The 15,960-nt window shown below is 64.8% G+C and carries 27 protein-coding genes; all 27 read right to left on the bottom strand.

The genetic code is table 11. From position 1 onward, the window contains the following. Positions 1-48: 48 nt before the first annotated feature. From ACO07K_RS14355 to rpsL, 27 genes are read right to left on the bottom strand one after another with little or no spacing between them, the layout of a single operon-like run. Entirely contained in the window at positions 49-699 is a 651-nt protein-coding gene (locus tag ACO07K_RS14355; protein WP_422036605.1) for an adenylate kinase, read from the bottom strand. Further along, the gene (secY, locus tag ACO07K_RS14360) at positions 696-2,039 is read right to left on the bottom strand and encodes a preprotein translocase subunit SecY (RefSeq protein WP_422036606.1); all 1,344 of its coding nucleotides are present in this window, start codon (positions 2,037-2,039) and stop codon (positions 696-698) included. The genes ACO07K_RS14355 and secY overlap by 4 nt, the downstream gene beginning before the upstream one ends. Positions 2,040-2,098: 59 nt before the next feature. After that, positions 2,099-2,578 carry a 50S ribosomal protein L15 gene (rplO, locus tag ACO07K_RS14365; RefSeq protein ID WP_422012820.1) on the bottom strand — a complete coding sequence of 160 codons (480 nt, stop codon included), beginning with the start codon at positions 2,576-2,578 and terminating at the stop codon, positions 2,099-2,101. 32 nt (positions 2,579-2,610) lie between these two features. Next, positions 2,611-2,805 (bottom strand): 50S ribosomal protein L30, encoded by a 195-nt coding sequence (gene rpmD, locus ACO07K_RS14370; RefSeq protein ID WP_298313434.1) that lies wholly within the window; start codon positions 2,803-2,805, stop codon positions 2,611-2,613. Positions 2,806-2,816: 11 nt separating this feature from the next. Then, on the bottom strand, positions 2,817-3,401 hold the full coding sequence (gene rpsE, locus ACO07K_RS14375) for a 30S ribosomal protein S5 (protein ID WP_422012818.1): 585 nt from the start codon (positions 3,399-3,401) through the stop codon (positions 2,817-2,819). 14 nt (positions 3,402-3,415) lie between these two features. Beyond that, on the bottom strand, positions 3,416-3,778 hold the full coding sequence (rplR, locus tag ACO07K_RS14380) for a 50S ribosomal protein L18 (RefSeq protein ID WP_422036607.1): 363 nt from the start codon (positions 3,776-3,778) through the stop codon (positions 3,416-3,418). A 13-nt stretch (positions 3,779-3,791) separates the two neighbouring features. Next, entirely contained in the window at positions 3,792-4,325 is a 534-nt protein-coding gene (gene rplF / locus ACO07K_RS14385; protein WP_422012814.1) for a 50S ribosomal protein L6, read from the bottom strand. Positions 4,326-4,327: 2 nt separating this feature from the next. Beyond that, the gene (gene rpsH / locus ACO07K_RS14390; protein WP_304847713.1) at positions 4,328-4,726 is read right to left on the bottom strand and encodes a 30S ribosomal protein S8; all 399 of its coding nucleotides are present in this window, start codon (positions 4,724-4,726) and stop codon (positions 4,328-4,330) included. Positions 4,727-4,742: 16 nt separating this feature from the next. Beyond that, a complete protein-coding gene (gene rpsN / locus ACO07K_RS14395) occupies positions 4,743-5,048 on the bottom strand; it encodes a 30S ribosomal protein S14 (protein ID WP_298313441.1) in 306 nt (101 codons plus the stop codon). A 14-nt stretch (positions 5,049-5,062) separates the two neighbouring features. Continuing rightward, positions 5,063-5,605: a 50S ribosomal protein L5 gene (gene rplE / locus ACO07K_RS14400; protein ID WP_422036608.1), complete on the bottom strand. Its 543-nt coding sequence runs from the start codon at positions 5,603-5,605 to the stop codon at positions 5,063-5,065. An 11-nt stretch (positions 5,606-5,616) separates the two neighbouring features. Next, positions 5,617-5,940, bottom strand: a complete 324-nt coding sequence (gene rplX, locus ACO07K_RS14405) for a 50S ribosomal protein L24 (RefSeq protein ID WP_298313444.1) — start codon at positions 5,938-5,940, stop codon at positions 5,617-5,619. A gap of 2 nt (positions 5,941-5,942) precedes the next feature. Continuing rightward, positions 5,943-6,311 (bottom strand): 50S ribosomal protein L14, encoded by a 369-nt coding sequence (gene rplN, locus ACO07K_RS14410; protein WP_298313445.1) that lies wholly within the window; start codon positions 6,309-6,311, stop codon positions 5,943-5,945. Between the two features lie 18 nt (positions 6,312-6,329). Beyond that, positions 6,330-6,578, bottom strand: a complete 249-nt coding sequence (gene rpsQ / locus ACO07K_RS14415) for a 30S ribosomal protein S17 (protein WP_422012808.1) — start codon at positions 6,576-6,578, stop codon at positions 6,330-6,332. Positions 6,579-6,588: 10 nt separating this feature from the next. Further along, positions 6,589-6,780 carry a large ribosomal subunit protein uL29 gene (rpmC, locus tag ACO07K_RS14420; protein WP_422012806.1) on the bottom strand — a complete coding sequence of 64 codons (192 nt, stop codon included), beginning with the start codon at positions 6,778-6,780 and terminating at the stop codon, positions 6,589-6,591. 11 nt (positions 6,781-6,791) lie between these two features. After that, the gene (gene rplP, locus ACO07K_RS14425; protein WP_230552238.1) at positions 6,792-7,211 is read right to left on the bottom strand and encodes a 50S ribosomal protein L16; all 420 of its coding nucleotides are present in this window, start codon (positions 7,209-7,211) and stop codon (positions 6,792-6,794) included. Positions 7,212-7,217: 6 nt separating this feature from the next. Then, the gene (gene rpsC / locus ACO07K_RS14430; RefSeq protein ID WP_298313451.1) at positions 7,218-7,937 is read right to left on the bottom strand and encodes a 30S ribosomal protein S3; all 720 of its coding nucleotides are present in this window, start codon (positions 7,935-7,937) and stop codon (positions 7,218-7,220) included. Beyond that, positions 7,937-8,323 (bottom strand): 50S ribosomal protein L22, encoded by a 387-nt coding sequence (gene rplV / locus ACO07K_RS14435; RefSeq protein WP_298313453.1) that lies wholly within the window; start codon positions 8,321-8,323, stop codon positions 7,937-7,939. The genes rpsC and rplV overlap by 1 nt, the downstream gene beginning before the upstream one ends. 6 nt (positions 8,324-8,329) lie before the next feature. Further along, positions 8,330-8,608 (bottom strand): 30S ribosomal protein S19, encoded by a 279-nt coding sequence (gene rpsS, locus ACO07K_RS14440; RefSeq protein WP_298313455.1) that lies wholly within the window; start codon positions 8,606-8,608, stop codon positions 8,330-8,332. Positions 8,609-8,618: 10 nt separating this feature from the next. Next, positions 8,619-9,449, bottom strand: coding sequence for a 50S ribosomal protein L2 (rplB, locus tag ACO07K_RS14445; protein WP_298313457.1), 831 nt, complete (start codon positions 9,447-9,449; stop codon positions 8,619-8,621). 16 nt (positions 9,450-9,465) lie between these two features. Beyond that, complete coding sequence (locus ACO07K_RS14450; RefSeq protein ID WP_298313459.1) at positions 9,466-9,789, bottom strand: 50S ribosomal protein L23; 324 nt, start codon at positions 9,787-9,789, stop codon at positions 9,466-9,468. Then, entirely contained in the window at positions 9,786-10,406 is a 621-nt protein-coding gene (gene rplD / locus ACO07K_RS14455; protein ID WP_298313461.1) for a 50S ribosomal protein L4, read from the bottom strand. The genes ACO07K_RS14450 and rplD overlap by 4 nt, the downstream gene beginning before the upstream one ends. Positions 10,407-10,416: 10 nt before the next feature. Next, positions 10,417-11,139, bottom strand: a complete 723-nt coding sequence (gene rplC, locus ACO07K_RS14460; RefSeq protein WP_422036609.1) for a 50S ribosomal protein L3 — start codon at positions 11,137-11,139, stop codon at positions 10,417-10,419. Positions 11,140-11,167: 28 nt separating this feature from the next. Then, positions 11,168-11,482: a 30S ribosomal protein S10 gene (gene rpsJ, locus ACO07K_RS14465; protein ID WP_068198221.1), complete on the bottom strand. Its 315-nt coding sequence runs from the start codon at positions 11,480-11,482 to the stop codon at positions 11,168-11,170. A gap of 34 nt (positions 11,483-11,516) precedes the next feature. Beyond that, positions 11,517-12,707, bottom strand: a complete 1,191-nt coding sequence (tuf, locus tag ACO07K_RS14470) for an elongation factor Tu (RefSeq protein WP_298313465.1) — start codon at positions 12,705-12,707, stop codon at positions 11,517-11,519. Positions 12,708-12,734: 27 nt separating this feature from the next. Continuing rightward, positions 12,735-14,840 (bottom strand): elongation factor G, encoded by a 2,106-nt coding sequence (fusA, locus tag ACO07K_RS14475; protein ID WP_422012799.1) that lies wholly within the window; start codon positions 14,838-14,840, stop codon positions 12,735-12,737. A gap of 35 nt (positions 14,841-14,875) precedes the next feature. After that, positions 14,876-15,346 (bottom strand): 30S ribosomal protein S7, encoded by a 471-nt coding sequence (rpsG, locus tag ACO07K_RS14480; RefSeq protein ID WP_422012797.1) that lies wholly within the window; start codon positions 15,344-15,346, stop codon positions 14,876-14,878. A 15-nt stretch (positions 15,347-15,361) separates the two neighbouring features. Then, entirely contained in the window at positions 15,362-15,733 is a 372-nt protein-coding gene (gene rpsL, locus ACO07K_RS14485; RefSeq protein WP_295145785.1) for a 30S ribosomal protein S12, read from the bottom strand. Positions 15,734-15,960 lie beyond the last annotated feature (227 nt).

Raw genomic sequence — 15,960 nt, forward strand, 5'->3', positions numbered from 1 at the left:
GCGCGATTATATGTATCCGCACCCCCGAGTCAATGGAACTCACCCTTGTCAAGTCCCCGCCAGAACTCCCGTGATCTGGCGGTAAACCTCGTCCATCGCGGCCATCCCGTCGACCTTCCGCAGCACCCCCCGGGCGCTGTAGTAGGGCAACAAGGGCTCGGTCTGAGCCCTGTAGGCAGCCATACGAGTCTTCATGGTCTCTGCATTGTCGTCCTTGCGGCGCGTGAACTCCGTCGACCCGCAGACGTCGCAGACGCCATCGACCTTCGGCCGCTTGAACTTGTCGTGGTAGCCCGCCCCGCACTTGGCGCAGGAGAAGCGGCCGACGATGCGCTCGGTCAGCGCCTTCTCGTCGACTTCCATCTCGATCACCCGGTCGAGCCCCTTGCCCGATTCGGCCAGCATCTTGTCCAGAGCCTTGGCTTGCGCCTCTGTGCGCGGGAACCCATCCAGGATGAAACCCTTGGCGCAGTCGGGCTGGGCGATGCGATCGCGGATCAGGCCCACCATCAGCTCGTCAGGAACGAGTTCGCCCCGCTCCATGATGCCCTTGGCCTTCTGGCCAAGCTCGCTGCCCGAGGCGACCGCGGCCCTCAGCATGTCGCCGGTGGAGAGCTGGATCAGCCCGCGCTCCTGCTGCAGCCGCTGCGCCTGGGTGCCCTTTCCGGCCCCCGGCGGTCCGAGAAGAATGATGTTCATCGGCCCTTGCCCCGCAGCCGGGCCTTCTTGATGAGGCCCTCATATTGGTGGGCGAGCAGATGCGCCTGTACCTGCGTCACCGTATCGAGCGTGACGGACACCACGATCAGGAGGCTGGTGCCGCCAAAGTAGAAGGGCACGCCACCGCGGGCAATCAGCAGTTCCGGCAGGATACAGACGGCGGACAGGTAGAGCGCACCGATCACCGTGAGACGGTTCAGGATGTACTCGAGATACTCAGCCGTGTTCTTGCCGGGACGAATGCCGGGAATGAAGCCGCCGTTCTTCTTGAGATTGTCAGCCGTGTCGACCGGGTTGAACACAACGGTCGTGTAGAAGAAGCAAAAGAATACGATCAGGCCAATATAGGCGAGCAGATAGGCCGGCTGCCCGTGGCCGAGATGGGTAGAGAACCACTGGATCCAGCCCGGCTCGCCCGTCCCCTGAAACGACGCGATGGTCGCCGGGAACAGCAGCAGGGACGAAGCGAAGATCGGCGGAATGACGCCGGCCGTATTGATCTTCAGCGGCAGGTGCGAGGCCTCGCCGCCATACATGCGGTTGCCGACCTGACGCTTTGGATACTGGACGACGATGCGCCTCTGCGCGGTTTCGACGAAGACGACCACCGCCACGACAAGCACGACGCCGACGATCAGCGCGATGATGAACAGCGCCGACAGGGCGCCGGTGCGGCCAAGTTCGAGGGTCTGCACCAGAGCATCCGGCAGGGCCGCCACGATGCCGGCAAAGATGATCAGGGACACGCCGTTGCCGACACCGCGCGCCGTGATCTGCTCGCCCAGCCACATCAGGAACAGGGTGCCGCCGACCAGGGTGACGATGGTGACGAACCGGAAGAAAATACCGGGATCGATCACGACCGGGCCCGCCGAGGCGACCTGGCTCTCCAGTCCGACCGCGATGCCATAGGCCTGGAAGGTGGCCAGAATCACCGTTCCGTAGCGGGTGTACTGATTGATCTTCTTGCGGCCGGCCTCGCCCTCCTTCTTCAGCGCCTCCAGCGACGGCACGACCGTCGTCAGGATCTGCATGATGATGGAGGCCGAGATGTACGGCATGATGCTGAGCGCCAGCACCGACATTCGGCCGATCGAGCCGCCCGAGAACACGTCCAGCATGCCCGCGATGCCGCCCGCATTCTGGCGGAAAATCTCGGCCAGGGCGGCCGGATCCACGCCCGGCACCGGAATGTAGGCGCCGACGCGGAAGACGACGAGCGCGGCCACGGTGAACCACAGCCGCTTCTTCAGCTCGGTCGCCCTACCGATCGAACCCCAGTTCAGGTTAGATGCAAGTTGCTCGGCGGCGGATGCCATGGAACCTCACGCGTGAACGACACAGGGGGAAAGCGACGCCCCCGTTGACGCCGTCCGGTTCAGGCCGCCTCGGCGACGGGCTTGGGCGGCAGTTCGACTTTGCCGCCGGCCTTCTCGACCGCGGCGATCGCCGACGCCGAGGCGCCCGCAACCTTCACTTCGATCTTGGTCGTGAGCTCGCCCTTGCCAAGAAGGCGGACACCGTCCGCGGCATTCTTGAACAGCCCGGCCGCGATCATCGCCTCGGCGTCGATCAGCTTGCCGGCGTCGAGCTTCTTGTCGTCGATCGCCTTCTGCAGCGTGCCGAGGTTGACGACCTGCCAGCTCTTCTGGTGCGGCGGGCGGAAGCCGCGCTTCGGGATCCGGCGGTGGAGCGGCATCTGGCCGCCCTCGAAGCCCTTGATGGCGACGCCCGTACGCGACTTCTGGCCCTTGACGCCGCGACCCGCGGTCTTGCCCTTGCCGGAGCCGATACCGCGGCCGACGCGCATGCGACCCTTGCGGGCGCCCGGATTGTCGGAAATCTGGTTCAGTCTCATCGTCTTTTACCTCCGCGCCGTGGCCCCGGGGCCTAGCGCGCTTCCTCTTCGACGCGCACGAGATGGCGCACCTTGTTGATCATGCCGCGAACCTCGGGCGTGTCCACGAGTTCGCGGGTGCGATGGCGCTTGTTCAACCCCAGGCCGATCAGCGTCGCGCGCTGATCGTCCGTGCGGCCGATATGGCTGCCGGTCTGGGTGATCTTGATGGTCTTGCCCTGGGCCATGGTCCGATTCCTTAAGCCGCGACTTCCGCGGTGGTCTCGTCGCGACGGCCAAGGAGGTCGCCGACCTTCTTGCCGCGGCGGGTCGCCACCATGCGCGGCGAATTGAGCTGGTCGAGCGCCTGGAAGGTCGCCTTGATCATGTTGTGCGGGTTGGACGTGCCGACCGACTTGGCGACGATGTCCTTGATGCCCAACGTCTCGAAAATGGCGCGCATCGGGCCGCCGGCGATGATGCCGGTACCGGCCGGGGCCGCACGCAGCGTGACCTTGCCGGCGCCGAAGCGTCCCTTGACGTCGTGATGGAGCGTACGCCCATCGCGCAGCGGCACACGGATCAGGCCACGCTTGGCCGCTTCCGTCGCCTTGCGGATCGCCTCGGGGACCTCACGCGCCTTGCCGGCGCCGTGGCCGACGCGGCCACGCTGGTCGCCGACGACGACGATGGCGGCAAAGGCGAAGCGACGACCACCCTTCACGACCTTCGCGACGCGATTGATCGTGACCAGCTTGTCGGTCAGTTCATTGTCCTCGTCGCGGTCACGGGGCCGATCGCGATCGCGCGGGGAACGGCCGGAACCACCGGGTGAACGAGCCATATTCTAACTCCCGATCAGAACGACAGGCCGCCCTCACGGGCGGCATTGGCCAGCGCAGCGACGCGGCCGTGATACGTGTAGCCACCGCGGTCGAACACGACTTCCTTGACCCCCGCCGCGACAGCGCGGGCGGCGATCAGCTTGCCGACTTCGGCCGCTGCGCCCTTGTCGGCGCCGGTCTTGAGCGTGCCCCGGACGTCCTTGTCGAGCGTCGACGCGGCAGCCAGGGTGACACCCTTACGGTCGTCGATGACCTGGGCGTAGATGTGCTTGCCCGAGCGGAAGACGCTGAGGCGCGGACGGCCGTTGCCGGCCTGGCGCAGCGCGAAGCGCGTGCGCCGCTGGCGACGGGCGAAAAGAGCATTGCGGTCGGACATGATTCTCTCGCCTCTACTTCTTCTTGCCTTCCTTGCGCCGGATCGTCTCGGTCGAGTACTTGATACCCTTGCCCTTGTAGGGCTCGGGCGGACGCAGGCTGCGGATTTCCGCCGCAATCTGGCCGACGCGCTGACGATCGGAGCCCGTAATCGCGATCTCGGTCGGCTTGACCGCCTTGATCTCGATGCCGGCAGGAATGGGAATTTCGACATCATGGCTGAAACCAAGCTGCATCTTCAGCATCTTGGCATCGGCCGCGGCACGGTAGCCCACGCCGTTGATCTCGAGGTTGATGGTGAACCCGTCGGAAACGCCGCGGACGACGTTGCTCGCCAGGTTGCGCGCCGTACCCCACTGCATGCGGGCGCGGCGGCTGTCGTTACGCGGCTTGAAGACGAGCCCCTCGCCTTCCTTGGCGACCAACACGTCGTCATGGACGACGAGCTGAAGCTCGCCCCGCTTGCCCTTGGCCTTGAGATGCTGGCCCTTGAGCTCGATGGTGACACCGGCCGGGATGACGACCGGATTTTTGCCGACGCGCGACATGCTCAGAACACCTTGCAGATGACTTCGCCGCCGACATTGGCGGCACGCGCCTCGGCGTCGGACATGACGCCGCGCGGCGTGGACAGGATCGAGATGCCCAGCCCGTTGAAGTGGCGCGGCAGCTCGCGAATCTTGGAGTAGACGCGACGACCCGGGGTGGAGACGCGCTTGATCTCCTTGATGACCGGACGGCCGTTGTCGTACTTCAGCTCGATCCGCAGTTCGCGGACGCCGGGCCGAAGCTCTTCCTCGAACCAGCCGCGGATATAGCCTTCGCGCTGGAGAACGTCGAGCACGCTCGAACGGAGCCGCGAGGCCGGGGCCGTCACGCTCTCGAGGCGCGCCGACTGGCCGTTGCGGATACGGGTCAGCAAATCGCCGACGGGATCTGTCATCGCCATGGTCTACGGTCCCCGTTTACCAGCTCGACTTCACGACGCCGGGCAACATACCCAGCGACGCCAGCTGACGCAGCGCAACGCGCGACAGCTTGAACTTGCGATACACCGCGCGCGGCCGGCCCGTGAGCTCGCACCGGTTCCGCACCCGCGTGGGCGAGGAATTGCGCGGCAGCTCCGCCAGCTTGAGGCGGGCCCCGAAGCGCTCTTCCGGCGTCAACTTGTCGTCGACGGCCATCGCCTTCAGCTTCGCGCGCTTGGGGGCGTACTGCTTCGCCATCTTTGCGCGACGGTTGTTCTTCTCGACCGAACTCGTCTTGGCCATGTGGTTCTCCGGCCTCAGTTCACGAACGGGAAGTCGAAAGCGCGGAGAAGCGACCTGGCTTCCGCGTCCGTCTTCGCAGTCGTGCAGATGATGATGTCCATACCGCGCACCTGGTCGACCTTGTCGTAGTCGATCTCGGGGAACACGATCTGCTCCTTCAGGCCCATGGCGTAGTTGCCATTGCCGTCGAACGACTTGCCGTTCAGCCCGCGGAAGTCGCGGACGCGCGGCAGGGCGATCGTGATCAGGCGATCAATGAACTCGTACATGCGGTCACGACGCAGCGTCACCTTGGCGCCGATCGCCATACCTTCGCGCAGCTTGAAGGTCGCAATCGACTTGCGCGACCGGGTGATGACCGGCTTTTGGCCGGTGATCGCCGTGAGGTCGGCCACGGCGCCGTCGACGGCCTTGCGGTCGTTGACCGCCTCGCCGACGCCCATGTTGATGACGATCTTGTCGAGCTTCGGCACCTGGAAGGAGTTCTGGTAGGCGAACTCCTTCGTCAGCGCTTCACGCACGGTCTTGATGTAGTGTTCTTGCAGACGCGCGGGCATGGCCCGTTCTCCTAGCGGTCGATGGTCTCGCCGGAGGCACGCGCGATGCGCACCTTGCGGCCGTCTTCAAGGAACCGGAACCCGACCTTCGTCGGCTTGTCCGATTTGGGATCCAGCAGGGCCACGTTGGAGACGTGGATCGTGGCCTCGCGTTCGATGATTCCGCCGGCTTCCGCACGGCTCGGCTTGGTGTGGCGCTTGATCATGTTCACGCCGGAAACGACCACCCGGTTCTCCTTGGGGAGAACGCGCAGGACATCGCCCACCTTACCCTTGCTGCCACCGGTGATGACCTTCACCCGGTCGCCCTTCTTGATCTTCAGTTTCGTTGCCATGGCTAGAGCACCTCAGGCGCAAGCGAGATGATCTTCATGAACTTCTTGGCGCGCAGTTCGCGCGTCACCGGTCCGAAGATACGAGTGCCGATCGGCTCGTCCTGCTTGCTGATAAGCACGGCGGCGTTGCGGTCGAAGCGGATCGCGCTGCCATCCTGGCGGCGCAGCGCGAAGGAGGTGCGGACGACGACGGCGCGATGCACCTCGCCCTTCTTCACCTTTCCACGCGGAATGGCTTCCTTGATCGAAACGACGATCACGTCGCCCACGCTCGCATACTTGCGGCGCGAGCCACCCAGCACCTTGATGCACTGGACCCGACGGGCGCCCGAATTGTCGGCGACCTCGAGATTGGTTCGCATCTGAATCATGTCTGTGCTCCGGTCCGCCTAAGCCTTCGCGCCTTCGACAAGAACTTCCCAGCTCTTGGTCTTGGACAGCGGACGGCACTCGCGGATACGCACGATTTCACCGATCTTGCCCTTGAAGGCATTGGCCTCGTCGTGCGCGTGGTACTTCTTCGACTTCCGAATGAACTTCTTGTAGATCGGATGCTGAATGCGACGTTCGACCTTCACGACGATGGTCTTGTCCATCTTGTCGCTGACGACGACGCCTTCCAGGATACGCTTCGGCATTTCGTGCTCCTTAACCGGCGGCCTTTTCGCCCAGCACCGTCTTGATGCGGGCGATGTCGCGGCGCACCTGGCGCGCGCGGGCAGTCTTCTGCAGCTGGCCTCCAGCCTTCTGGAAACGCAGGTTGAACGCTTCCTTACGAAGGTTGCCGAGCTCGTTCTTCAGCTCGTCCTTGGTCTTGGGGCGCAGATCGGTGGCCTTCATGTCCTTCTCCCTCAGCCTTCGGCGCCGACGCGGGACACGAAGCGGGTCTTGATCGGCAGCTTGGCCGCACCAAGCGCCAGGGCTTCCTTGGCGATCGTGCCCGACACGCCCTCGAGCTCGAACAGGATGCGGCCCGGCTTGACGCGCGCCGCCCAGAATTCGGGAGCGCCCTTGCCGGAGCCCATGCGGACTTCGGCCGGCTTCTTCGACACCGGCACGTCCGGGAACACGCGGATCCAGACGCGGCCGGCACGCTTCATGTGACGCGTGATGGCGCGGCGGGCCGCCTCGATCTGGCGGGCCGTCAGACGATCCGGCTCCATCGCCTTCAGCCCGTACGAACCGAAGTCGAGGTTGAAGCCGCCCTTGGCAGCGCCGCTGATACGACCTTTGAAGGCCTTGCGGTACTTGGTGCGCTTGGGTTGCAACATGGTGGTTTACGCGTCCCTCTGCTCGGTGCGCTCGGTGCGCGCCGGCGTACGTTGCGGCGCGGCTTCCTCGGCGCGCTTGTCGTGCGCCATCGGGTCGTGCGCCATGATCTCGCCCTTGAACACCCAGACCTTGACGCCGCAGGTGCCGAAGGTGGTGAAGGCGGTGGCGGTGCCGTAGTCGACGTCGGCGCGCAGCGTGTGCAGCGGCACGCGACCTTCGCGGTACCATTCCATGCGGGCGATTTCCGAACCGCCCAGGCGACCCGAGCAGTTGATCCGGATGCCGAGCGCGCCCAGGCGCATCGCCGACTGAACGGCGCGCTTCATGGCACGGCGGAACGCGACGCGGCGCTCCAGCTGCTGGGCGATGTTCTCGGCGATCAGCGTCGCGTCGATCTCGGGCTTGCGGATCTCGACGATGTTCAGGGCCACCTCGCCCTTCGTCATCTTCGCGAGGTCGCCGCGCAGCTTCTCGATGTCTGCGCCCTTCTTGCCGATCACCACGCCCGGACGGGCGGTGTGGATCGTCACGCGCGCACGCTTGGCCGGACGCTCGATGATGATCTTCGCGACACCCGCCTGGGCCAGCCGCTCGCGCAGCACCTTGCGGATATGGATGTCCTCATGGAGCATCTTCGAATACTCGGCGCCCTCGGCGTACCACCGAGAGTCCCAGGTCCGGTTGATACCGAGCCGCAGGCCGATCGGATTGACCTTCTGACCCATTACTTGTCCTCCGCCTCGGCGCGCTCGCGCACCACGATCGTGAGATGTGCGAACGGCTTGACGATGCCGGCCGCGCGGCCGCGGCCGCGAGTCTGGAACCGCTTCATGACCAGTCCCTTGCCGACCGACGCCTCGGCGACGACCAGCCGGTCGACGTCCAGGTTGTGGTTGTTCTCGGCGTTGGCGATGGCCGAATTCAGCGCCTTCTTCACGTCGCGGGCGATCCGCTTCTTGGAGAAGGTGAGCTCGTTGACCGCGGTCGCGGCCCTCTTGCCACGAATGGTCGCGGCGACGAGGTCGAGCTTGCGCGGGCTGATGCGCACGGCGCGCAGGACGGCCTTTGCTTCGTTGTCCGCCTCACGGCGGGGAGCGGATGGCTTGCTCATCGCGCGCTACTCCTTCGACACCTTCTTGTCACCGGCATGGCCGGTGAAGGTGCGGGTCGGCGAAAATTCGCCGAGCTTGTGACCGACCATTTCTTCAGAGACGTTCACGGGAATGAACTTCTTGCCGTTGTAGACACCGAACGTCAGGCCGACGAACTGCGGCAGGATCGTCGAACGACGCGACCAAGTCTTGATCACCTCGTTGCGGACATTCCCGCGGGCCTTCTCGGCCTTCTTGATCAGGCTGCCCTCAACGAAGGGGCCCTTCCAAACGGAGCGTGCCACTGTCTATCTCCTAGCGCGTCGCATGCCGGCGGCGGATGATCATCTTGTCCGTCGCCTTGTTCTTGCGGGTCTTCTTACCCTTGGTCGGCTTGCCCCACGGCGTCACCGGATGACGGCCACCCGAGGTGCGGCCTTCGCCGCCGCCGTGCGGATGATCGACCGGGTTCATCACGACGCCGCGAACCGTCGGACGGCGGCCCAGCCAACGCTGGCGACCGGCCTTGCCGATGACGATGTTCTGGTTGTCCGGGTTCGACACCGCGCCGACGGTCGCCAGGCATTCGCCCGGAACCAGGCGCAGCTCGCCCGAGCTCAGCTTGATCTGGGCATAGCCCGCATCCTTGCCGACGAGCTGGGCGTAGTTGCCGGCGGAGCGCGCCAGCTGGCCGCCGCGGCCCTTCTTCAGTTCGACGTTGTGGACGATCGTGCCCACCGGCATGTTGGCCAGCGGCATCGCATTGCCCGGCTTGATGTCGACGCGCTCGCCCGAGACGATCTCGTCGCCCGCCTTCAAGCGCTGCGGCGCGAGAATGTAGGCCTGCTCGCCGTCGGCATACTTGACCAGGGCAATGAACGCCGTCCGGTTGGGGTCGTACTCCAGGCGCTCCACGGTCGCAGGCACATCGAACTTGCGACGCTTGAAGTCGATGATGCGCAGGCGACGCTTGTGACCACCACCCATGTGGTTGCTGGTGATGCGGCCGTGGTTGTTGCGTCCACCGGTGTTGCTCTTGCCGCGCGTCAGTTCCTTGACCGGCTTGCCCTTCCAGAGGCCGGTACGGTCGACGATGACCAGCTGTCGCAGGGACGGCGTGATCGGTTTGAATGTCTTCAAGGCCATTGTTCTGTCTCCCGTCCTACAGGCCCGTGGTCACGTCGATCTTGTGACCCTCGACCAGCGAGACGATCGCCTTCTTCCAGTCGCTCCGCACGCCGGGACGGCCGCGGAATACCTTGCTCTTGCCCTTCACCGTGACGGTGTTCACCGCCTTGACCTTGACCTTGAACAGACCTTCGATGGCCTGCTTGATCTCGGGCTTGGTCGCATCGGCCGCGACCTTGAAGGTCACCTGGCTGTGCTCCGAGCCGTTGGTCGTCTTCTCGGTGATCAGCGGCGCACGAATCACTTCGTACATCCGCAGGCGCGAGACGGTTTGGGGGATGTACCGCTTGGCGCTCATTGCAGACGCTCCTCGAGGTGCTTCACGGCATCCTTGGTGAGCACCAGCGTGTCGCGGCGCAGGATGTCGTAGACGTTTGCGCCCTGCTGCGGCAGCACATCGACATGGGCGATGTTGGCCGCCGCGCGGGCGAAGTTCGTATCGATCTCGGCGCCGCCGATGATCAGGGCGCTGGTCAGGCCGAGCGCGCCGAAGTGACCCTTGAGCTGGGCGGTCTTCGGCTCGGCCAGAGCGGCGGCCTCGACCACGATCAGCTTGCCCTCGGCCGCCTTGGCCGACAGCGCGGTGCGCAGCGCGAGCTTGCGCACCTTCTTGGGCAGGTCGCTGGCGTGGCTGCGAACGACCGGACCGAACGCCTTGCCGCCGCCACGGAACTGCGGAGCCGCTTCGTTACCGTGACGGGCGCGACCGGTGCCCTTCTGGGCATACATCTTCTTGGCCGTCGCCGTGATCTCGGAGCGACCCTTGGTCTTGTGGGTGCCCTGCTGACGGTGCGACAGCTGCCACACGACGCAACGCTGCAGGATGTCCTTGCGGACGGGAACGGCGAACACGGCGTCGGCGAGATCGATCTCGCCGGCGCTGCCGCCCTCGATGGTCTTGACCGCGATCTTCATGATCTGATCCTTAAGCCTGCGGAGCGGCTTCAGCCGCCGGAGCCGCCGCCTCGGCAGCAGCCTTGCGCAGGCCGGCCGGGTACGGAGCATCCTTGTGACGGGCGCGCTTGGAGGCGTCCTTGACGATGATATAGCCGTTGGCCGGGCCGGGAACGGCGCCGGACACCAGCAGGAGACCCTTCTCGTCGTCGACGGCGACAACCTTAAGGTTCTGCGTGGTCACGCGCTCGCTGCCATAGTGGCCGGCCATCTTCTTGCCCGGGAAGGTACGGCCCGGATCCTGGCGGTTACCGGTCGAACCATGCGAACGGTGCGAGACCGACACGCCGTGGCTGGCCTCGAGGCCGTGGAAGTTCCAGCGGACCATCGAGCCGGTGAAGCCGCGGCCGATCGTGGTGCCGACGACGTCGACGAACTGGCCCGGCACGAAGTGGCTGGGCACCAGCTCGGCGCCGACCTCGAGGACCGCATCCTTGGCGACCCGGAACTCGACGAGCTTCTTCTTCGGCTCGACCTTCGCCTTGGCGAAGTGACCGCGCATCGGCTGGGTCACGTTCTTCACCTTGGCCTTGCCGTAGCCGAGCTGCACGGCAACGTACTTATCCTTCTCTTCCGAGCGGACAGCGACAACCTGCAGCTGATCCACCTTCAGAACGGTAACGGGTACATGCTCCCCGGCGTCGTTAAAGACGCGGGTCATGCCGACCTTCTGGGTGACGAGACCGCAACGCATGGTCTTCTTCCTTCTTTCCTGGTCCGCTCTAGGCGCCGAGCTTGATCTCGACGTCCACGCCGGAGGCGAGGTCGAGCTTCATCAGCGCGTCCACGGTCTGCGGCGTCGGGTCGACGATATCGAGCACGCGCTTGTGCGTGCGGATTTCGAACTGCTCGCGCGACTTCTTGTCGATGTGCGGCGAACGGTTGACCGTGAACTTCTCGATTCCGGTCGGCAGCGGGATGGGCCCGCGCACCTGCGCGCCCGTCCGCTTGGCCGTGCTCACGATCTCGCTGGTCGACGAATCGAGCACGCGATGATCGAAGGCCTTCAGCCGGATCCGGATGTTTGTGTTGTCCATGGCCATGATACTCGCCTTGTCGCGTCCGTTACGTTTACTTTACGACTTTGGTGACGACGCCGGCGCCGACGGTGCGGCCGCCCTCGCGGATGGCGAAGCGCAGGCCCTCGTCCATGGCGATCGGCTGGATCAGCTCGACCACCAGCCGCGCGTTGTCGCCCGGCATCACCATCTCCGTGCCTTCCGGCAAGGTCACCACGCCCGTCACGTCCGTCGTCCGGAAGTAGAACTGCGGACGGTAGTTCGTGAAGAACGGCGTGTGACGGCCGCCCTCTTCCTTCGTCAGGATGTAGGCTTCCGCCTCGAAGTTCGTGTGCGGCGTGATCGCGCCCGGCTTCGACAGAACCTGGCCGCGCTCCACGTCCTCGCGGCCAACGCCGCGCAGCAGCGCGCCGATATTGTCGCCCGCCTCGCCCGAGTCCAGCAGCTTGCGGAACATCTCGACGCCCGTGACCACCGTCTTCGTCGTGGCCTTCAGGCCCACGATCTCGACTTCCTCGCCGACCTTCACGATGCCGCGCTCGACGCGACCCGTCACCACCGTGCCGCGGCCCGAGATCGAGAACACGTCCTCGATCGGCATCAGGAACGGCTTGTCCTTGTCGCGCGCCGGCTGCGGAATGTACTTGTCGACCTCTTCCATCAGCTTCAGAACCGCCTGCTCGCCGAGCTCCGGGTTCTTGTCCTCCAGCGCCATCAGCGCCGAGCCCCGCACCACCGGAAGGTCGTCGCCCGGGAACTGGTAGCTCTTCAGCAGCTCGCGCACTTCCAGCTCGACCAGGTCCAGCAGCTCCGGATCGTCGACCATGTCGCACTTGTTCATGAACACCACCAGCGCCGGAACGCCGACCTGGCGCGCCAGCAGGATGTGCTCGCGCGTCTGCGGCATCGGGCCGTCGGCCGCCGAAACCACCAGGATCGCCCCGTCCATCTGCGCCGCGCCCGTGATCATGTTCTTCACGTAGTCGGCATGGCCCGGGCAGTCCACGTGCGCGTAGTGACGGTTCGCCGTCTCGTACTCGACATGCGCCGTCGAGATCGTGATGCCGCGCTCGCGCTCTTCCGGGGCCTTGTCGATCTGGTCGTAGGCCGTGAACGTCGCGCCGCCCGTCTTCGCCAGGATCTTCGTGATCGCAGCCGTCAGAGACGTCTTGCCATGATCGACGTGACCGATCGTTCCGATGTTGCAGTGCGGCTTGTTCCGCTCAAACTTTGCCTTCGACATGTTCGTCTTCCTTACGTCAATCGTTTGTTAGCCAGCCAGCTTGGCGACGACCTTGTCGGCCTCAGCCTGCGGCACGGGAGCATAGTGGTCGAATGTCATGCTGTAGGCCGCGCGACCCTGCGTCATGGAACGCAGCGTGTTCACGTAGCCGAACATGTTGGCCAGCGGCACCATGGCGTCGATGACCTGCGCGTTGCCACGGGCACTCATGCCCTGGATCTGCCCACGACGGCTGTTCAAGTCGCCGATGCAGTCGCCCATGTAGTCGTCGGGTGTCACAACCTCGACCTTCATGATCGGCTCGAGCAGCTTGCACTGGGCCTTGGCGAGGCCCTCCTTGAACGCCGCGCGGGCGGCGATTTCGAAGGCCAGCACGCTGGAGTCGACGTCATGATAGTTGCCGTCGGTGAGCGTGACCTTGAAGTCGATCACGGGGAAGCCGGCGAGCACGCCGGTTTCACGCGACGCCTCGAGGCCCTTTTCGACACCCGGGATGAACTCCTTGGGGATCGAGCCGCCGACGATCTTGTTTTCGAAAGAGTAGCCCGACCCGGGCTCGCCCGGCTCGAAGGTGAGCTTGACGCGGGCGAACTGGCCCGAGCCGCCGGACTGCTTCTTGTGGGTGTAGTCGATCTCGGCCTTGCGACCCAGCGTCTCGCGATAAGCGACCTGCGGGGCGCCGACATTGGCGTCGACCTTGTAGGTCCGGCGCAGGATGTCGACCTTGATCTCGAGATGGAGCTCGCCCATGCCCTTGATGACGGTCTGACCGGTTTCCTGGTCGGTCGAAACGCGGAACGTCGGGTCTTCCTGGACCAGACGGCCCAGCGCCTGACCGAGCTTCTCCTGGTCGGCCTTCGACTTCGGCTCGATGGCAAGCTCGATGACGGGATCCGGGAAGTCCATGCGCTCGAGGATCACGGCATGCTCGGGATCGCACAGCGTATCGCCCGTGGTAACGCTCTTGAGGCCGGCCAGGGCGATGATGTCGCCAGCGCGGGCTTCCTTCACGTCTTCGCGGTCGTTGGCATGCATCAAAAGCATGCGGCCGATGCGCTCCTTGCGGTCCTTCGTGCTGTTCAGCACGCCAGTCGCCGACTGAAGCACACCCGAGTAGACGCGAGCGAAGGTCAGCGAACCCACGAAGGGATCGGTCATGATCTTGAAGGCGAGCGCGGACATCGGCGCATCGTCGCTCGACGGCAGCGTGATCGGCTCGTCGGTGCCCATCTTCACGCCCTTGACGTCCTCGACGTCGGTCGGCGCCGGCAGATAGTTCACCACCGCATCGAGCATGGGCTGTACGCCCTTGTTCTTGAAGGCCGAGCCGCAGAGGATCGGCACGAACGCGTAGTTGATCGTGCCCTTGCGGATGCACTTGACCAGCGTGTCGTAGTCGGGCTCCTCGCCGTCGAGGAACTTCTGCATGGCGTCATCGTCCTGCTCAACGGCCATATCGAGCAGCTTGGCGCGGTATTCCGCCGCCTTTTCCTTCATGTCGGCCGGGATTTCGACGACTTCGAACTTCGCGCCGAGCGTCTCTTCCAGCCAGATGATCGCCTTGTTGGCGACCAGGTCGACCAGGCCCTTGTATTCGCCCTCGGAGCCGATCGGGAGCTGCGTCACCAGCGGCTTGGCGCCGAGGCGATCAACGATCATGTCCACGGTGCGATAGAAGTTCGCGCCCGTGCGGTCCATCTTGTTGACGAAGCAGATGCGCGGCACGCCGTACTTGTCGGCCTGGCGCCACACCGTCTCGGACTGCGGCTCGACGCCGGCCACCGAGTCGAACACGCAAACGGCACCGTCGAGAACGCGCAGCGAACGCTCGACCTCGATCGTGAAGTCGACGTGGCCAGGCGTGTCGATGATGTTGACGCGGTAGTTGATGCCGGCGTTCGGGCCGGACTCTACCGTCCAGAAGCACGTCGTCGCGGCGGACGTGATCGTGATGCCGCGCTCCTGCTCCTGCTCCATCCAGTCCATCGTCGCGGCGCCGTCGTGGACTTCGCCGATCTTATGCGACTTGCCGGTGTAGTACAGGATGCGCTCGGTCGTCGTGGTCTTGCCGGCATCGATGTGCGCCATGATGCCGATATTGCGGTAGTGCGCGATGGGGGTCGTGCGAGCCATGGAGAGGGGCTTTCTAGGAAGGGCCTGGAGGTCGCTTACCAGCGGTAGTGAGCGAACGCCTTGTTGGCGTCGGCCATCTTGTGGGTGTCCTCGCGCTTCTTCACCGCGTTGCCGCGACGATTGAAGGCGTCGAGCAGCTCGGCGGAGAGCTTCTCGGTCATGCTGTGGCCCGAACGATCGCGCGCGGCCTGGATGATCCAGCGGATCGCCAGCGCCTGGCGGCGCTCCGGGCGGACCTCGACGGGAACCTGGTAGGTGGCGCCGCCGACGCGGCGCGACCGGACTTCGACCGCCGGCTTCACGTTCTCGAGCGCCTCGTGGAAGGCGGGAACGGGATCCTGCTTGAGCTTGGCCTCGACCTCGTCGAGAGCACCATAGACGATGTGCTCGGCGACCGACTTCTTGCCACGCTCCATCAGCGTGTTCATGAACTTGCTGAGAACGATATCGCCGAACTTGGCATCCGGCAGAACGACACGCTTTTCAGCTGCGCGACGACGGGACATTTCTTCCTCTCCGTCCTACTTCGGACGCTTCGCGCCGTACTTCGAACGGCGTTGCTTGCGATCCTTGACACCCTGCGTATCGAGAGTGCCGCGAATGATGTGGTAGCGAACGCCCGGAAGGTCCTTCACGCGACCGCCGCGGATCATGACCACCGAGTGCTCCTGCAGATTGTGACCCTCGCCCGGGATGTAGCTCACCACCTCGTAGGCGTTGGTGAGACGCACCTTGGCGACCTTGCGCAGCGCCGAGTTCGGCTTCTTCGGCGTCGTCGTATACACGCGGGTGCAGACACCGCGCTTCTGCGGGCAAGCTTCCAGCGCCGGCACCTTGTTGTGGGCCTTCAGGCCGTGGCGCTGCTTGCGGATCAATTGGTTAATAGTCGGCATTGATTTCCGGTTTCCTTAACGCCGTCTCGGGTCCGCCCAACATCGACGCAAAGACACAAAGCAATTGCGCGGGCATAGCGGCTAAAGCGCAGCCCCGCGCGGAAAAGATAGCTTTGTGGCCTACAGGCCTGACTTGTAGCGGTCCTCGGCGTCAGGCTGCGTTTTGGCTTACGCCAACCACCAGCCCCTCCGACGAGGTGGCGCGCTTATATGGCCGCGTTTCCAAT

The sequence above is a fragment of the Reyranella sp. genome (assembly GCF_965228225.1).
Lineage (GTDB): Bacteria > Pseudomonadota > Alphaproteobacteria > Reyranellales > Reyranellaceae > Reyranella.

Bases quoted from the DNA above. Each gene is read 5' to 3' on its own strand.
- ACO07K_RS14355 (WP_422036605.1), bottom strand. From the start codon at position 699: ATGAACATCATTCTTCTCGGACCGCCGGGGGCCGGAAAGGGCACCCAG.
- secY (WP_422036606.1), bottom strand. From the start codon at position 2,039: ATGGCATCCGCCGCCGAGCAACTTGCATCTAACCTGAACTGGGGTTCG.
- rplO (WP_422012820.1), bottom strand. From the start codon at position 2,578: ATGAGACTGAACCAGATTTCCGACAATCCGGGCGCCCGCAAGGGTCGC.
- rpmD (WP_298313434.1), bottom strand. From the start codon at position 2,805: ATGGCCCAGGGCAAGACCATCAAGATCACCCAGACCGGCAGCCATATC.
- rpsE (WP_422012818.1), bottom strand. From the start codon at position 3,401: ATGGCTCGTTCACCCGGTGGTTCCGGCCGTTCCCCGCGCGATCGCGAT.
- rplR (WP_422036607.1), bottom strand. From the start codon at position 3,778: ATGTCCGACCGCAATGCTCTTTTCGCCCGTCGCCAGCGGCGCACGCGC.
- rplF (WP_422012814.1), bottom strand. From the start codon at position 4,325: ATGTCGCGCGTCGGCAAAAATCCGGTCGTCATCCCGGCCGGTGTCACC.
- rpsH (WP_304847713.1), bottom strand. From the start codon at position 4,726: ATGGCGATGACAGATCCCGTCGGCGATTTGCTGACCCGTATCCGCAAC.
- rpsN (WP_298313441.1), bottom strand. From the start codon at position 5,048: ATGGCCAAGACGAGTTCGGTCGAGAAGAACAACCGTCGCGCAAAGATG.
- rplE (WP_422036608.1), bottom strand. From the start codon at position 5,605: ATGCCCGCGCGTCTGCAAGAACACTACATCAAGACCGTGCGTGAAGCG.
- rplX (WP_298313444.1), bottom strand. From the start codon at position 5,940: ATGGCAACGAAACTGAAGATCAAGAAGGGCGACCGGGTGAAGGTCATC.
- rplN (WP_298313445.1), bottom strand. From the start codon at position 6,311: ATGATTCAGATGCGAACCAATCTCGAGGTCGCCGACAATTCGGGCGCC.
- rpsQ (WP_422012808.1), bottom strand. From the start codon at position 6,578: ATGCCGAAGCGTATCCTGGAAGGCGTCGTCGTCAGCGACAAGATGGAC.
- rpmC (WP_422012806.1), bottom strand. From the start codon at position 6,780: ATGAAGGCCACCGATCTGCGCCCCAAGACCAAGGACGAGCTGAAGAAC.
- rplP (WP_230552238.1), bottom strand. From the start codon at position 7,211: ATGTTGCAACCCAAGCGCACCAAGTACCGCAAGGCCTTCAAAGGTCGT.
- rpsC (WP_298313451.1), bottom strand. From the start codon at position 7,937: ATGGGTCAGAAGGTCAATCCGATCGGCCTGCGGCTCGGTATCAACCGG.
- rplV (WP_298313453.1), bottom strand. From the start codon at position 8,323: ATGAGCAAGCCATCCGCTCCCCGCCGTGAGGCGGACAACGAAGCAAAG.
- rplB (WP_298313457.1), bottom strand. From the start codon at position 9,449: ATGGCCTTGAAGACATTCAAACCGATCACGCCGTCCCTGCGACAGCTG.
- ACO07K_RS14450 (WP_298313459.1), bottom strand. From the start codon at position 9,789: ATGAGCGCCAAGCGGTACATCCCCCAAACCGTCTCGCGCCTGCGGATG.
- rplD (WP_298313461.1), bottom strand. From the start codon at position 10,406: ATGAAGATCGCGGTCAAGACCATCGAGGGCGGCAGCGCCGGCGAGATC.
- rplC (WP_422036609.1), bottom strand. From the start codon at position 11,139: ATGCGTTGCGGTCTCGTCACCCAGAAGGTCGGCATGACCCGCGTCTTT.
- rpsJ (WP_068198221.1), bottom strand. From the start codon at position 11,482: ATGGACAACACAAACATCCGGATCCGGCTGAAGGCCTTCGATCATCGC.
- tuf (WP_298313465.1), bottom strand. From the start codon at position 12,707: ATGTCGAAGGCAAAGTTTGAGCGGAACAAGCCGCACTGCAACATCGGA.
- fusA (WP_422012799.1), bottom strand. From the start codon at position 14,840: ATGGCTCGCACGACCCCCATCGCGCACTACCGCAATATCGGCATCATG.
- rpsG (WP_422012797.1), bottom strand. From the start codon at position 15,346: ATGTCCCGTCGTCGCGCAGCTGAAAAGCGTGTCGTTCTGCCGGATGCC.
- rpsL (WP_295145785.1), bottom strand. From the start codon at position 15,733: ATGCCGACTATTAACCAATTGATCCGCAAGCAGCGCCACGGCCTGAAG.